Origin of the sequence: Anaplasma marginale str. Florida (assembly GCF_000215485.1) — a bacterium.
Taxonomy (GTDB): Bacteria; Pseudomonadota; Alphaproteobacteria; order Rickettsiales; family Anaplasmataceae; genus Anaplasma; species Anaplasma marginale.
Map to the genome: position 1 here is coordinate 14,422 of NZ_AFMS01000048.1, position 15,506 is coordinate 29,927.

Consider the following 15,506-nt stretch of genomic DNA (forward strand, 5'->3'; position numbering starts at 1 on the left):
TGACTCAGAGGCTCATATCGTGCCACTGATAGAAGAATTACCGCTAGGCAATGCGGTATGTCAGCTTTTCGACAGGTATATAGTATCGAGGGCCGGGGACCATGTAATCATAGTAGATCAACACGCTGCGCATGAGAGGCTCACCTATGAGTACATGAAAAAGGTAACAGCCGATGAGGGGATGAAACGCCAGGTGCTACTCATGCCTGAGTTAGTTGAGCTAGACAATGAATACGAATTAGAGTTGCTGGGCGAATATAAGGAAAAACTGCTAAAATTTGGGCTAGTAATCGAGCCTATGGGAAGCATGGTTGTGGCCGTGAGAGAGGTTCCGGCAATTCTTGGGGTGTTTGACGTCAAGGCAATGATTGCCAAAATAGTGGAGAGCATTGTCGAAGTGGGTGACGCGTTGTTCATGCGCGAAAAGATAAAACACGTGTGCGGAACCATTGCCTGCTACAGCTCAATAAGAAGTGGCAGAACGTTGAAATTGGAAGAGATGAACAGCCTGCTGAGGCAGATGGAAGATACTCCACATTCCGGCCAGTGTAACCACGGTAGGCCGACGTATGTAAAACTCAGTCTGTCTGAAATAGATAGGCTGTTCGAACGCAGGTGACAGGCAGTGTTACTAGTTTTCCAGAGACAGGGCGAATCTGTTACCGGGAAATCTGTGCACCTTTCTCAATAGCTCCAACTCAATGAGTTCAGCGAGTAATGTACTTGTGCCAATTTTTGTGCAAGCTGCCAGATCTTCAATGTCTGTGGGAGAAACGCTCAGTTGTTGGAGAATCGCGCGTCGAATTGCCGCAGAGCCTGCCCCATCTGTGGCAACGTCTTGCCGGGCGGCATGTCGCAGGCTGTTCGCCGCTATTGGACGTGCGCTGGGGTTCAACGCTTGTATAATATCTTCCGCAGATTCTACCAACGTGGCACCTTGCTTGATGAGATAATTGCTGCCTGAGTATTTGGGGTCCAAAGCCAAGCCCGGCACCGCAAATACTTCCCGGCCCTGCGACAAGGCAAAATTTGCTGTGATGAGGGACCCAGATCTGCGTGATGCTTCTACCACAACTGTGCCCCAGGCCATGCCGGATATTATACGATTGCGTTGAGGGAAAAAGCTCGCCTTCGGCAGCGACGAAAATGGCAGCTCAGTCACAACTACGCCGCCGTTGTGCACTATTGCGCGGTACAAGTGCAGGTTATCTTTGGGATATACAACGTCAATCCCGCTCGCAGTAACTGCGACAGTAGGCATTTTTTCAAATATCACGCTATGCACCGTACTATCGATTCCCCTTGCCAAGCCTGATACCGTAACAAACCCGGCTTTAGATAGGTCAAATGCTATTCCATATGCAATACGTTTTCCATTCGCCGATGCATTGCGACTCCCCACCATCGCAACTTTATTGTTTTTGTTTAACAAAGCTACATCACCAAGCGCGGTTATAACCGGGGGAGGATCGTATATGTGCAGCAGCATTTGGGGGTACTCCCGCTCAAACATACTTATCATCCTTGCGCCCAGTTTTCTGCACAGCTCAACTTCCTTTTCCGCATCGTCTTCTGGACATATACGCCCCACGTTACCGAGCTCTCCATGCGCGAGTGCATCGAGCGCAAGTTCCGGAGTTTTATATAGTTTTATGAGTTTCTGAAAGGCAATCGGGCCGATTTTTGCAGTGCGCATGATGCGGATGCAAGCGACTAAACAGTCGCGGATGACTGCCGCGCTAGTGATGTTGGTACTGGGGTCCAAAAAAGCCCGTAAAAGTTACTTTATTAACTAATATAATAACTACAAAAAGCAATCGTGCAACGGCTCAAGCGTGACGTGCACACAATTCTGTGATGTGTCTCAATAGTTTATCCAGGGTGCAAGTTTGGTCTACGGGGCCATAGATGCGAAAATGCGCCCAACTGCGACGGCGCCATGGGGTAGGGCTCCAGCCGGAAACCTGGTCATCGCAGCCGCGCCGGAACCAGTACAACATTAGGGCAGGGTGGACTGCTGGGAGGTTTGAATTGCTGGGGGTTATAACCGAATGGGCTTGGGCTGGCTATGTGGAATTTTCTGGTACGCACGACAGATTTAGGATTGCCCCAGTAAAGGTTTTCTGGAATCGCGCGCATTGTGTGCATGGGTGGGTGAAACATGCAAAAAGCTCCTCAAGTGCCCGCGTGCAGCAAGTGCATACTGCCTGGCTGTGGCTCGCCCCGGCCATGATGCGGCAGCCGGGGTAACGCATGGTGCAATACTAACCCACAACTGCTGCAAAAGCCCCCGTTTATCTCATGCCCCTTCGTGGCACAACTTGTTGTATATCCATCCGCCTCCTAGCAACCTTTCTTTGTCATACAGCACACACGCCTGCCCTGGTGATACGACGCAGTCCTCTTCGAGTACCACCGTTCCATAGCCGTCCCCGTCACTTGTTATAGTGGCACGGACAGTGGCGCCGGATGATCGCAGCCGGGCATCAACCGCCAGTCCGCGCTTTGGAATGTTGTAATCAGGGAGCCAATTCAGATTCTTCACGAACAATGCCCTCTTCATTAGGGCAGACTGCGGCCCAACTACCACAGTGTTCTGCGCCGCATCTAATCTTACTACATACAGCGGATATGGTGCAGAGATGTTCAGGCCCCTGCGCTGCCCAACGGTGAAATTCGATATGCCATCATGCTCGCCAAGCAAGCGGCCGTCGACGTGCACAATCTTGCCCTTTTTGACCGATGCGGGGTCCAAATTCCGCAGAACCTCCCGGTAGCTATTTTCGGGCACAAAGCATATATCCTGGCTGTCTGGTTTATCTGCCACCTCCAAGTTGAGTTGCTGCGCCAACAGCCTAACGTTGCTCTTCGCCAAATCACCTAGGGGAAATCGCAGGAATTTTAATTGTTCAGAGGTTACGGAGAACAGAAAATAGCTCTGGTCCTTCTGCGGGTCTTTACCCCGCAATATTTGCTGCTCACCGGCAATCTCAACCCTTCGAACATAGTGTCCAGTTGCTACAACATCGCCGCCTATAGCTCTGGCTGCCTTGAGCATATCTCTGAACTTGACTGTTTGGTTGCATTTCACGCACGGTATGGGAGTTTCACCCCGCTTGTATGAATTGATGAAATCGTCTATAACCTCCCTCCTGAACACTTCTTCATAGTCCAGGACGTAATGCGGGAACCCGAGCGTTGATGCAACGCGCTTTGCGTCATATATATCCACACTGCCGCAACAAGACTTTGCTCCAGACGCCGGTGAGCTGCTGTGCAGCTGCATTGTGGCCCCTATGACCTTATACCCACGTTCATGCAGTAGCGCGGCGACCACCGAGCTATCCACACCCCCCGACATTGCAACGACCACGGTTGTCTCTTCGGGTGGCTTGCCAGAAACTAGCGGATCCAAATTTAAGCTGCCATCAAACACCATTGCGGGGGAGGGTATAAACTGCACGGTAGGATTCTATGTGGGATTTTGCCGCGTCTCAAGTTGAAAGTGCAAGCACACTAAAACCCCGCGTTCACGACCCATGTAAACTGCGGTGCCTGCGGGTGATGGGTACAGACTTCCCGGTCAGTCGGCTACAGACTTGCTTGTCGCCCTGTGACGACGTGTTGGTCAGCATGAAGATATACTCGGACTAAAATTCATCCTCCACGTTGCTGACGTGTCGCGAGCTTGCGCCACCAACGAGATGGGCCAGAACGGGTTGGGCATCAGAATGTGTAAGTTTATTCTCTTCAATCAACATGTTGATTTTCGCTATTATATCCGAGTTCTCTATTTGTGCCACGTTCCCACTTCTTATCGTTTCTTTGACCTTGTTGTCGAACATTATAAAGTCATACACGTAAACACACGGCTTTCTCATTAGTAGCACTTGTAGGGTTGCGCCTAATACGTGTGAAGCCAGGAAATTAATTCCTGACTCCATGTCTGGAAATAGGGTGAGAACTCTTTCCAGCATGCACGAAGTTGAAACAGCGTCTACAGCTGCTATGACCAACATTCCTGTAGTAACACATCTGTGTACCACGCTTATCAGATTGCTGTTGAGCTCTGCAAACACTACAATGTCCGCCGCTTGCTTTGTGATGAAGTCAAAATTTGCCTGAGATGCGTCATAAGTGCTTATTATGGAATTGTCTGATCTGGGCAAGAATTCCGCTTCCATGCCGAAAGTCAAGATATGCTTTTTCTGGGTCGTACCGATTTTGTGCAGCAAGCACTCTATCGTGTAATTTTTGTTGTGGTGCGCCGCTCCTCCCAGCAATATTACTCCCCTAGGTGCATATGTGGCTATGCGAACAAGCTCCTGTGGGATGTCATCCTCCGATGGGAACACCAATTCCCTAATATGAACCGTAACCTTCGCTTCAGACCCGGGTTTGCTGACGTCTCTTGCTGCGTGGATATTCAAAAAATGCGTCTCGTCAAACTCCACATTCACGCCGATCTCCCCATCACTATCGAACTTGGCTTGCGCCTCTGCCGACAGCACTGCGGACAATATGCTTGTAATGTCGTTTTGGTCGATCTTTCTCACTTGCAGGAATTCTATGTGGCCTAACCTCTTGATTGCAGGAGGCTGGCCAACGACACAGTAAAGGTGGGACGCGTTGTGCTGTATAGACGACGCAACCAACTGTTTGAAATACTCCATTGCTACGTTCTTGCATGCCCTGCTGGCGCAATGCTAAGGCATTTTTATTTCACAACTATTAAATATGATTCTTGTAGTATATGCCCACTGTTGTGGCTGTTTCAAACTCGCATCACGCGCGTTACGTTACCGCGCCCAGTGCGTTTCCAGTTGTTGTGAGCAGAGCTTGTGCACCCGCAACGGGCGATATCGTGGTAAATTGAAGACCGCGCTGGTGCGCAGCGAAGCCCACAACGCCTCAGGCATGTGTAGGGATCGGTGCAATAAGGAAACGCATCAAGTATGGGGCCGGCGTGGAACCTACACGGCCCCGAACACCAGCGATGCATTCACTCCCCCAAACCCGAAGGAATTTGACATCGCACTTGACACCTTATGTTCCTGCGCGTTCAAAGGCACCAAGTTCAAATTACTGTCTTCCGAAGAATTTTGCAAGTTTAACGTTGGAGGCACGACCCCATTGCGGATAGATAGTATGGAAAAAATGGCTTCCACACCCCCGGCTGCCCCCAACAGGTGGCCGATAGAGGATTTTGTGGAGGATATGGGCATACGGTATGCGTGGTCACCAAACACCGATTTTATTGCGGAAATCTCAACACTGTCTCCCACCGGCGTTGAGGTTCCATGCGCGTTTATATACCCCACACTTTCTGGAGCAATCCCAGACATTTGCAGCGCGCGTTTCATTGCGTCCGCTCCCCCCCGACCTTCAGGGTGTGGGGCTGTCACGTGATAGGCATCTGAAGTTATCCCGTAACCGACGAGCTCCGCGTATATATTCGCACCCCTCATCTTTGCGTGCTCATAGCTTTCCAGTACCAGAATGCCGGCACCCTCTCCGATCACAAAGCCGTCCCTGTCCCTATCCCAAGGACGAGAAGCGAGCTCTGGTGTATCATTGAATTTTGTCGATAGGGCCTTTATGATGCAGAACCCAGCCACTGCCGCCCTACACAACGCACCCTCCGCTCCACCAGCGAGCATAACGTCCGCCTCTCCTGATGCTATGACTCGCGCCGCGTCGGCAATGGCGGCGGCCCCCGTCGCGCAGGCACTCACTGATGCGTTGCAGTACCCCGTCAGCCCGTGTCGTATGGAAATGTGTCCAGGGAGTAAGTTGACCAGACTTCCTGGTATGAAAAACGGGCTCACGCGCCTAGGCCCGCGCTCGTGCACGGCTATAACATTTCTTTCTATGCACGGTAAGCCGCCTACGCCGGACCCTACCAGTACTCCGATCCGGTCAGGGTCAAACTCCGTGCCCAGCAAGCCGGCGTCGGACAACGCCATATCTGCTGCGGCCACCCCGAAAATGATGAAGCGGTCAGCCTTTTTTACGTCTTTTTCTTCGACCCACTGAGTGGGGTCAAACACGTTCTCCCCTGACTGGCCTTCGGAAATCACCTGGCCCCCGACTCTGCACTCAAGGTCATGAGTGTCAAACCCGCTAATGGCACTTATTCCCGACTTCCCATTGACTAAACGGTCCCACACATCGGGGATCTGAAACCCCAGCGGTGTTACCAGGCCCATACCAGTTACGACAACCCTAGCCCTATCAGCCATACAAAACCGAAACAACTCCCGAATATTGGAAGCAAACCCTCAGAGGACCAAAAGACCGCGTGACAGCGAGATTTGATGAAATTGGAAGATCCAAACGCCGCACCGCAAACGGGCAGATGCTACTCAGACTTAGATTTGCCATGTATGTATTTACATATATCATCTACGGTTTCCAATCCCTGCGCCTCCTCGTCGGTAATCTCTATGGAGAACTTCTCCTCCAGGGACATAATCAGATCCACAAAATCCAGGCTATCCAGGTTGAAATCCTTGGCCAGGTTGGTAGTCCCAGAAAGAACCTGCTTCTGCTCATCCTTCAATTTTAGACAGCCAATCACGGCCTCCATGACCTTAGATTTGATGTCTTCCAAAACAGCATCGTCAGACTTCAAGTTCCCTACCTCACCACCTTCCATGACGCACCCATAAACTAAAAACAGAAACCACGGACCGTGCCAGAACCGCACAGCACTGGCAATATATACCTCTAAAAATCAAAAAATCAAATAGAATTGCCGCGTGAAATCGTAAAAACAGTCAGAGTCCCCGCCGGATTTTACTGTGCGTCTTCCAAACTTGATAGTCTGCAGAGTTGTATACATGTTGGCTAAATGCCACATTACTGCCTGCCTTAGGCCGTTCACGTACGGCGGTTCCACAATATGTAATATGCTTCTATTGCCGGCATGCGCGCGTAGTTTCATGTACACTGAAGGGTTCCTGTGGCCGTGTTGGGTTGATATGCTGACATGGAAATGTTTTTACCGATCTAAGCGCAAGACAGGGACACTGCTCCCACCAGAGGCATCGCGTAGCTCCTCGACGTGTTGCTCTGTGCGGCCGTCATGCCTCACACCAACTCCCAAAAAACTACGGAGCCACGAATGGCGAGGTTTGAACAAATTGCCAATACAAACACCAGTGCCGGCAATAGCACGCCCACACAACTAGCGCACCGCGCGCCATCGACGCGAGGACGAACACCCCAGCGAAAGCAGCGGCAAGCTGTGGACGTTACCTCGCCATACTGGTGCCGGTGCACCAGACCATACCCTACCTAAGCTTTTCTTCCTTAAACAGGACGTGCTTCCTAGCAACAGGGTCATACTTACGGAAAGAGAGCTTCTCAACCAACTTTTTAGGGTCACGCTTTTTGACGTAAAAATAGCCAGTACCCTCGCTGCTGACCAACTTCACCAACAGACCAGAACCTTTTTTAGCCACAGCAGACCCACGAAACGCAAAACTGCAGAATTCTACATGTACGGATATCGTCGGTCAAGCTGTTTGGTAAAAACGGTTGACATACCTTGTGGAGTAGGTATGTAGGGGGGCTAGCCCCCGCGTGTTGGAGGTCTACATTCGTGTTTGTGGCTTCGTGATATGCTTAAGTCGTTATTCAAAGTTGTGGTCAGGCTCGTAGGCTTTCTGATTCCCGTGAAGGTAGTGAGCACTTTTTTGGGCATAGGCCATCTACCTGCTTGGCAGGAGCACTGGGCTGCCCTTGCTGCACTGTTGATTGCCCACGTGTCTTGTTACTTGGTGTATGGGTTTTTCCCTCCCTTGTATGATGCCGCGTTTGCTACCGGCCTCAAGCTTGCTCCGTTCTTCCTACAAGCGGCGGTTTTCCTGCTCATTATCGGCATGTCGTCTATTTTTATACTGCAAAACGGCGATAAAGGTGCGCCCGATATGGGGCATGACACCATAGTCATTCAATCAGCGTTTGGTCAGTTACTCACTGCAGCTGTATCAATGCCGGCGTCTGTTGCTCTGTACGGTATTGCAAGCGGTGTGTATGACAAGGTTTGTGCCGACATCTTTACATGCCCGCTGTGGGCGAACTATTCCATGCACCTCTTCATATTCTTCATAGTGCCGTTTGTGTTTTATAACCTCATGGTTGTTATCAGGCCTTGGCCTGCCTCCCTGCTCAAGTTGCGGTACAGCAACTGGTTTTCGGTTATGATGGAGGGGATGACGCTCTCGCTGTATGCCATGCTAGCAATGTATCTCTTGGCGTTCATCTGTGCAGGGTTGCAGGTGTCTTATGCCTTGAAATACAGTGCCGCGGTTTTGCATATTGCGTTTATGCGGTGGGTAGGGTAATGAGAGAATGCGGCGTTCTTTTCTTCATCAGTAGCGTATTGGCGCTTGCTGCCGCCTATGTTGGGGAGGTTGTGTATCACTTGATTCCGTGCAGGTTGTGCCTGTATGAGCGGGTCCCATACTTTGCCGCGCTTTTTTTCTCCATTGTTACAATGTTGAGAGGAGATAAGTACTCACTCTATTGCACTGCCATGTGTTATGTGGGCAGCGTGGCCCTTTCAGCGTATCATGCAGGCTTGGAGTACGGTTGGTTTACGGATTTCTTGCACTGCGCTGGTGATGTAGACCCCCGTGCAAGTGTTGATGACATAAAGCGCAATCTGCTAAGCAATGACGTCGCTCCTTCGTGTGGTGTTCCGAGCTTTGTCTTTCTTGGGCTCTCGATCTCTGGATGGAACGTCGTATACGTGACCGGGTGTCTGCTGTTGGCTTTTGCGGTGAAGAAACGCGGCTTCAGAGGAGTGTGCAGAGCCGTGTTGGATGTCGTAGCTGCCAAAGGCAAATAGCCGCAGGGTGCGGTTTTATTGTCAAACTTCGGAACGGCTTGGGAGCCTGCCTACATCAGCGCATGACCTGGTTGTATACTGCTTTTTTGGGAGCCTAGCATCGCGCAATTGTGGTCTGAGCCGGAGGCGGGAGGCCGATCGGGGATTTGAGCATGCCTTTATTGGTGATGATGTGTTGGTCACTTGGGATGTTGCAATCTATGCACATTGGAATATTTCCTGGCGGCCCATAGACATTCCGTTGTGGGTGACCCGAATTTCAAGCGCGTACAGTGATGTGTGCATGCGGTACGCTGGTAGAGTTGCTCAAATTTGCTGTTTAAATTCTCAATACGGTGGCGAGGCCACACTTCCGGCTCCCGATGGTGTGCGTCTGCGCTGTGTGCATTGTGGTGCTGTATTTGCCGGGCTTTAGCGCCACAGCAACAACCGATGTGTGGCATGAATGCACTTTTCGCAATCTAGATGTGTTACACGTAACATAAACATCTTTTCGTGCACGACTCAGTGCATTTTCGGTGTGGATGCGCCAATAACTGTCATATAGGTTTGTGTTTACGCAGCGTTTATGTTGCATGCTGCCTGCACCCGCGCTAAGTGCAAAATGCAATATTTTGAATGTGCACTCGGGTTCTGCTGTACGGCGTGGGAACTGCGCTGTGATAAACTTACAACTAGTGGCTAGTTATTACGTTTTAATTTTTATATTATGCCCAGGGTTTGGCTGCGCGTGATATGCCGCCATGCACGCCATCAGGGGGTTAACAGTCGGGTATTTGGATTATGCTCCGAGCGCACGGCTAACAGCGCAATAACCGAATTGGATGTGCATTTGGGTATCATATTTTCGAAAAACAGTTGCAGTTACACATTACCTGTTGACCACTTGCCCTAAAATGTGTATGGTGACCGGAGTGTGTGTGATGCCGTGTTTGCTCTGTATGGGGCGAACGCCACGGCTCGCAGTTGAGTTGTGCTTATAATGGGGTTTGCCTTATGTCTTGGGAGCAGTTTCTAAGCGGTGATGATTCACCACGCCGCGATGTTGTCCTGCAAGTGCCGGAGGATGGCGGTTCCGGTATTGGTTCGAGAGTTGAGTTGATTTTGCGTTTGCCGCTGTCGCTTGTGTTGCTTGCCACTACGTTGCTCCTGACCACTGTCACCTATGTGGCGATGACTGTCGCGATGATTGTTGTGCTGCCCGTCAGGTTTCTTGCTGGGTTCTTTTCCAAACGGGGCCGTCAGGCATCTGCTGGTGAGGAAGAGGAGGGTAGGGAGCCTGTCAATGGGGTGCGTAACTTCTTCACGTCCCTCGTAAAGCTTGTTCCCGTCATCTTCCTGTGGCCCTTCATAGCCATTTTCACGTCTGTTCCGGCGATGATTGTTTCCACCTTTATGTACGTGAGTTCGATAGTGAAGAGCTGTGTGGAATATTTGACGTGTGCGGTCACCTTCGGCGATCCCACGAAGGTGGGGTATTTGGGTCGCGCGCTGTACGACAACTACGTGAATGCCTCTGGTATCAGGGCTGCCACTGATCTGGCAGTTGGCTTCTTTGACGAGAGTGGTCCCCACGCTGGTGCGACTAATTATTGGAATGAAGTAAAGTCCGCTGTCGTAGACCAGCCCATGGATATCATGAAGAGCATGCTTGGCGGGGGCCTTGCGGCAGGCGTCAGTGGCCTCGGTAGTATTGGTGGTCTCATTGGTGGAAAGACTGCGGCGGGTTCAGCGGGCCTTGACGGGGGTGCGGTGGCGGATGTTGCTCCAGGGGCGCGCCTCGCTGTTGATGACGTGGCGCCTGCTATGTCACAGCATACTGCAGCAGGGGCAGACGGAACACAACCGGCGGGGCACGGCAGCCAGGTGTGGGGACTGAGCGTATAAACCTACCTTTGTCCCCCCCCCCCCGGCGGGGGGGGGTTGTAGTGTAGTGCTCTCGGGCTGAGGCCCCCGCGGCTGGTGGGTTGTGGTGCGCCGCGGTTACCTTCTGGCCTGGTGTTGCGGCATATCGTATTGCGGCCCCAGCCGGTGCTCGTGAAGTTCTACGAATGATGGCCCGCGTGTCGCTGCGCCCTTGCCTAGTTTGTGTGGGCAGTCCAGCTTGGTGCTAGGAGGAGATGTGGCTGCTGGGGCGTTTGCCTCCTGCTCGTGTTCCTCTCCTTGCGGGAGGGTGCCGTTGTGTTCGTTGCTGTGAAGCGGTGAGGGCCCGGCTGTTCCGGTGTCTGCCGCGCTGGCGCCCTGTTGTGCCGGTTGGCGGCCGGCGTGAGGCTGTCTTTCCCTCTCTTCCTGTACGTTTTCTGCGGTGTTGTGTGTGTCGGTTGTTGCGATCTCCCCGCTATCGTTGGTGAGGGTGTCATAATTGGAACTGCAGCTGCACCTGAAGATGTTCACAATAGCGCGTGCCAGCCGGGCTATGAATGACCCTATAGCTCTGAACATACCGCATAGGAGGTTCCACGGTGCCATGTACCATGGGGTGCGTCTGGTGTTTTGGTCTTCATCAACACCTTGGTTAACAGCAGTCCCTTGGTTGGCGCTCGTCTGTGGTGACGGTCTGGTTTCCTCCACCATGGGGGTTGCCCCGCACTCCCTTAACCTAATGTGCAAAGTTTCTTCCACTGCTGTGTGTTGCTCGGTTGTATTGCTGGTGGTGGTGGCTGCTTCACTACTCCTCGGGAATGCCCTAACTTGCCCCTTCCTGTTCTGTTGCAGCATTTCTTTCACGCTTATTTTCATGTCCTCCATTTTGTGGACAATCACCATACCCTCAGCTGGTATAGCATCCGGTATGCTTACAGTTTCTGGCTGCGCGTACGAGCTTGTGAGCATTTTCAGTGGAGGTAGCATTGCTTCTCTGCCAGGCAGGGCTATACGCGTGTACACGTTTTTATAGGATATCGTGTTGTCTTCGGGGGAAAAATGCAGCTCGTAGCTAATGCTTGTTCTCGCCAGCCCCAATACCCATGGTGCCGTCGAGTGCAGTATGAGAATGTTTACTTTATTGCTATCGGTACAGTTGATGAATACACTGTGTGTTGGTGTTTGTTCGCCGGCAGGGGATGATCTATTTATAAGCCCTTCTTCCTTCCACAACACGCCAAAATTTTGCAGTTCCCACTGTGTGGTAATGTTCATCATATCAAGTTTGGGCCAAGCAACCGCTCCTGCTTGATTGAGGGAGCTCACCATTTCCTCTATAAGCGCGGGGTGCGGAATGGCATAATTAGATTCCGTTGAATTTTGTGTTGCCCTGACGAACATAGCTTTGAGCGCGGAAAATGACTTCAGCCTCTGCCCCTGCGGATCAAATTTAGGCATGTATTCGCTTTTGTACTGCATGCCGTGCAATGCCGCCAACTGTTCCGCATTGGCAGTATCGCTGTGGTCGGCACCAAGGACGCTGGCCAACTCCTCTGCCGCATCTTCAGCGCGTGTCTGAACCTCATTTACTGTTATGTCCTCTCTTGGGAAGTCAACAAAAGATGTGCGACCGGTTTTAGTCGGCCCATATAGTTCCAATCCCCCCCTTATTGCGTGGTTCACATCACGCCTACGTAATGTGTGTAATAAAATCTCGGCGGCCACTTGACTTACTGCACTGCTTTGGTGCTTTGGTGTTCGTGTGGTGCCCTCTGCGTCGGCCAGCTGGCTGACTATTGATTCTATTTCCTCGTTCGATAGTTCCACGTAGGTGTGTGTGCGCACGTTGTGTAGCGAGTACACATCTACGAGTGGCTGGGCAGCCGCTGCCGCAGCTTCACCTACCGCGACGTTGCTGCTACTTGCTGGTTGCGGTGCGGTTGCCGGACCAACGGTTGCCTGCGCATGCGGCGCGTTCTCCTCTAGGTGGGCTGAGCTGCTGCTGGCGACCACATGCTGCGTGGGAATGCGCCGTGCGTCACCAATCTCCACAAGCGGTTTACGCTCTTCTTCCGGTGTTATGACAAGCTCCTCACCACCACTATCAGCGCTTAGAAAGCCGCTACTGCTCCGGTCACTAAAATTTTCTGGCACCAAGGTTCTCTCAGATCCGCTACTACTTTGCGCATCGTCGCTAAGTGATGTTGCATCATTAAGGCTCGAAGAACGACTGAGCGCGGGGCTCTCGGGCACAGTAAAGACGGCCTTGATGCCGGCGCCCATCAAAGGTGCAATTGCAATAGGCCTTTGAGTTTTTTCAGTGTCTTCGTTCGCCAGCGCATTTTCGTGCTGATTGCCCTCCCTCCGTACTGCCGTGGATTTTCCTTGTGCAAGTAATTCATAAGTTGGTGCTGTCGGTTGCTTACGGAACCAATCCGTTATAAACGCTTCCTCATGCTTCCAATCAGTTGTGTGTGGGAATGTATGCCCAACTATGCCATGCAATGCGTAATTTCCGCTTTCTTGCGCCAGCGCGCTATCAACTTGGTGCTTGATCTCCATTGTTGAGAAGTTTGTTGGGGAATCAGCGCGGTCTAGAATTGCAGCCCTACATATAGTCCTTTCGTTTTTCAGGCTTTGTTGCTGCTCCGGTTTTGGTGCATTCCTCCCCAGGAAATTGCCTATCCTGGCCAGTGTACCTGCAATTAGTGTTTGAGAGGTATCATCAGATGCTTGTTCCCCTTTCACGTGCTGCCGCGCATCTCCTGCAACGCCAGATTTGTCGCCCCTCGCTCTGGCCTCGTCCAGTTGCACTACTAGAGAAATCTCCTCATGCATTTGGCTGAACGGTACTTCAAAGTGTGGGTATTGCATTACCACAACAAGATCGCTATCTCTAGGCTGATAGTCGCTACCCGCGCTCCTCTTCCTGATTATGTGGTTTAGTATTTCCTTGGCGATCTTGAAACGTACGGTGGTTTCATAACGTACTGCGCCTTCTACCGCGGAAACTTCCGTCTCCATTAGTACATCCAATTTTCCTGTGCCTTCTGACTCTGCGGGGCCGGTGTGCATTTGTGCTGGTGGCTGGGGGATTATCTTGAGAGACAAGTCGTATTCCAAGCGCACTCTGTCATATGAAATCCTGTGGACATGGCGACTTTCTTCTACTCCTCCACCTGTCATATCGTGCTTATGCACAAACTGGAGAGCTGCTTCGGCACAGCTTCCTGATATACATTCGGAATTGAAAGCTTTCACTATTTCAAATATCAGCGCCTGATGCACGTGTGATTCAGGAATTGCACGCACGTTCCCGCGTATTCTTTGTATGGTTTCCTCTGGACCCATGACTGAGTACTGCCTATTAAGCAATAGATGGTGCATGACATGTACCCCGACGGCTAGGTTCGGCAGGTGTCTGTTGCACCATTTAGCGGGTGCGGGCATAAAATCCGGTGCAAGCACGAGAACACCGCCCTCGACCTCTCGCCTTATGCGATCCAGGTCTTCTACCGATATTTTAGGAACCTCTCCTCCGTCTACTGTTGTGAGTAGCCCCCTATGGATGCAGCCACAGAACTCTTCTCCAGACAACGCTTTCAAACACGCATGTTGCGTGATGGCCGCCCTTGCCGCGTGCGGATCTGCTACGCGTCCAAGTTCTGCGATATCTTCGCGCCAAAACTCTACACTGTTGGCATCAAGTTCGACAGCGGGCATGTTATTACCTCAAGAAATACAATAGAGCGCTTAAGGTAACAACACACTACGGGCGAGATGGTAACACAGTTTCAGTGAAAAGGAAATGTTGACGGTGCTGTGGTACGCGTTACCCCAATATAGCCGCAGAGAATTTGCAAGTGCTAGCTGCAATTCTGCAACGTACTGGGGGAAGATTTGCTTGCTCAAAATGCGTGTAGTCGCATGGCGCGCACGTGCTGTGGAGTTAGTGTTAGGCGGATGCATGTGTAGGAAAATTGACGTGCGTAGCGTGGCAGGAATAGTTTTTTTTGCGGGTGATATATGTTATCATCCTCTGTGTTTGGTGTGGTTCTGCGATGCGAAGTAAATCTGTGGAAAGCATGATACGGGTTGACCACGCTGGTGAGTATGCGGCGGTGTGCATATACCACGGGCAAGGCATTGTGTTTTCGCGCACGCAGGATGCTGATAAAATTCAGGAAATGCAAGAGCACGAACGGGTGCACTTCGGATACTTTAATAACTTGATACTTCAGAGGAGGGTGCGCCCCACGCTATTTCTGCCTGTATGGCACGTTGCAGGAGTTGCACTTGGTTATGTAACTGCCATGATGGGTAAGGAGGCGGCGATGGCGTGTACGGCCGCGGTTGAGGAGGTTATTTGTGACCATTACAACGGTCAGGTTGCGCAGCTAGATGACAGTGAGCGTGATCTAAGCGAGAAAATACTACAGTTTTGTGCCGAAGAACGCGAGCATATGGAAACTGCTATCGACTGCGGTGCTGAGAAGGCTTTTGGGTATAAGCTGCTGTCTTCCGCAATAAAAATGGCTTGTAGGGCCGGAATTGCGATTTCTAAGGTCCTGTAAGATTGTGCCAATTGGTTGCTTAGCTAAAAAATTACAAGAGGGTCGGTGTTTGCTAATTGTAAAATAAGCATGGTCAGGAGCGCTAAAAGCATGGTTGCTGCTGTGCTGATGTCAGCGTTGGTGTTGTGCGAATTTCTACTCAGCGGAGTGATGCACAAATTTACTCCCAGGTTTGACATGCTTTTCATGGTTTTGGCGTACAGCAGGAATAT

General features: G+C 51.3%; 12 protein-coding genes. 5 read left to right on the forward strand and 7 right to left on the reverse strand.

The genetic code is table 11. From position 1 onward, the window contains the following. Positions 1-19: 19 nt before the first annotated feature. Complete coding sequence (locus GAC_RS06195) at positions 20-619, forward strand: DNA mismatch repair MutL family protein (protein WP_010267265.1); 600 nt, start codon at positions 20-22, stop codon at positions 617-619. Positions 620-631: 12 nt separating this feature from the next. Here GAC_RS06195 and dprA read toward each other — a convergent pair whose 3' ends face one another. The 6 genes from dprA to rpmG all read right to left on the reverse strand — a co-directional run bounded on the left by dprA (position 632) and on the right by rpmG (position 7,466). Beyond that, on the reverse strand, positions 632-1,765 hold the full coding sequence (gene dprA / locus GAC_RS01405) for a DNA-processing protein DprA (protein ID WP_011114220.1): 1,134 nt from the start codon (positions 1,763-1,765) through the stop codon (positions 632-634). 534 nt (positions 1,766-2,299) lie between these two features. Continuing rightward, positions 2,300-3,463 carry a tRNA 2-thiouridine(34) synthase MnmA gene (mnmA, locus tag GAC_RS01415; RefSeq protein WP_011114221.1) on the reverse strand — a complete coding sequence of 388 codons (1,164 nt, stop codon included), beginning with the start codon at positions 3,461-3,463 and terminating at the stop codon, positions 2,300-2,302. A 187-nt stretch (positions 3,464-3,650) separates the two neighbouring features. Beyond that, on the reverse strand, positions 3,651-4,673 hold the full coding sequence (locus GAC_RS01420) for a twitching motility protein PilT (RefSeq protein WP_010267279.1): 1,023 nt from the start codon (positions 4,671-4,673) through the stop codon (positions 3,651-3,653). A gap of 300 nt (positions 4,674-4,973) precedes the next feature. After that, the gene (gene fabF, locus GAC_RS01425; RefSeq protein WP_010267281.1) at positions 4,974-6,242 is read right to left on the reverse strand and encodes a beta-ketoacyl-ACP synthase II; all 1,269 of its coding nucleotides are present in this window, start codon (positions 6,240-6,242) and stop codon (positions 4,974-4,976) included. Between the two features lie 119 nt (positions 6,243-6,361). After that, complete coding sequence (locus tag GAC_RS01430) at positions 6,362-6,658, reverse strand: acyl carrier protein (RefSeq protein WP_010263283.1); 297 nt, start codon at positions 6,656-6,658, stop codon at positions 6,362-6,364. Between the two features lie 637 nt (positions 6,659-7,295). Then, on the reverse strand, positions 7,296-7,466 hold the full coding sequence (gene rpmG, locus GAC_RS01440; RefSeq protein WP_010263289.1) for a 50S ribosomal protein L33: 171 nt from the start codon (positions 7,464-7,466) through the stop codon (positions 7,296-7,298). Between the two features lie 159 nt (positions 7,467-7,625). On the opposite strand from rpmG, the gene GAC_RS01445 reads away from it, so the two are divergent. The 3 genes from GAC_RS01445 to GAC_RS01460 all read left to right on the forward strand — a co-directional run bounded on the left by GAC_RS01445 (position 7,626) and on the right by GAC_RS01460 (position 10,744). Next, positions 7,626-8,351 (forward strand): hypothetical protein, encoded by a 726-nt coding sequence (locus GAC_RS01445; protein ID WP_010263291.1) that lies wholly within the window; start codon positions 7,626-7,628, stop codon positions 8,349-8,351. Beyond that, positions 8,351-8,857 (forward strand): disulfide bond formation protein B, encoded by a 507-nt coding sequence (locus GAC_RS01450; RefSeq protein WP_010263292.1) that lies wholly within the window; start codon positions 8,351-8,353, stop codon positions 8,855-8,857. Before GAC_RS01445 ends, GAC_RS01450 begins: the two co-directional genes overlap by 1 nt. A 996-nt stretch (positions 8,858-9,853) precedes the next feature. Then, on the forward strand, positions 9,854-10,744 hold the full coding sequence (locus GAC_RS01460; protein WP_037349080.1) for a hypothetical protein: 891 nt from the start codon (positions 9,854-9,856) through the stop codon (positions 10,742-10,744). Positions 10,745-10,840: 96 nt separating this feature from the next. Here GAC_RS01460 and GAC_RS01465 read toward each other — a convergent pair whose 3' ends face one another. Further along, positions 10,841-14,443, reverse strand: a complete 3,603-nt coding sequence (locus GAC_RS01465) for a hypothetical protein (RefSeq protein WP_010269624.1) — start codon at positions 14,441-14,443, stop codon at positions 10,841-10,843. Between the two features lie 338 nt (positions 14,444-14,781). Here GAC_RS01465 and GAC_RS01475 point away from each other — a divergent pair, with 338 nt between their 5' ends. Further along, the gene (locus GAC_RS01475; RefSeq protein ID WP_010263308.1) at positions 14,782-15,294 is read left to right on the forward strand and encodes a demethoxyubiquinone hydroxylase family protein; all 513 of its coding nucleotides are present in this window, start codon (positions 14,782-14,784) and stop codon (positions 15,292-15,294) included. Positions 15,295-15,506 lie beyond the last annotated feature (212 nt).

Coding starts and splice junctions, on each gene's coding strand:
- GAC_RS01445 (WP_010263291.1), top strand. CDS start 7,626: ATGCTTAAGTCGTTATTCAAAGTTGTGGTCAGGCTCGTAGGCTTTCTG.
- GAC_RS01420 (WP_010267279.1), bottom strand. CDS start 4,673: ATGGAGTATTTCAAACAGTTGGTTGCGTCGTCTATACAGCACAACGCG.
- GAC_RS01450 (WP_010263292.1), top strand. CDS start 8,351: ATGAGAGAATGCGGCGTTCTTTTCTTCATCAGTAGCGTATTGGCGCTT.
- GAC_RS01475 (WP_010263308.1), top strand. CDS start 14,782: ATGCGAAGTAAATCTGTGGAAAGCATGATACGGGTTGACCACGCTGGT.
- fabF (WP_010267281.1), bottom strand. CDS start 6,242: ATGGCTGATAGGGCTAGGGTTGTCGTAACTGGTATGGGCCTGGTAACA.
- GAC_RS01465 (WP_010269624.1), bottom strand. CDS start 14,443: ATGCCCGCTGTCGAACTTGATGCCAACAGTGTAGAGTTTTGGCGCGAA.
- GAC_RS01460 (WP_037349080.1), top strand. CDS start 9,854: ATGTCTTGGGAGCAGTTTCTAAGCGGTGATGATTCACCACGCCGCGAT.
- GAC_RS01430 (WP_010263283.1), bottom strand. CDS start 6,658: ATGGAAGGTGGTGAGGTAGGGAACTTGAAGTCTGACGATGCTGTTTTG.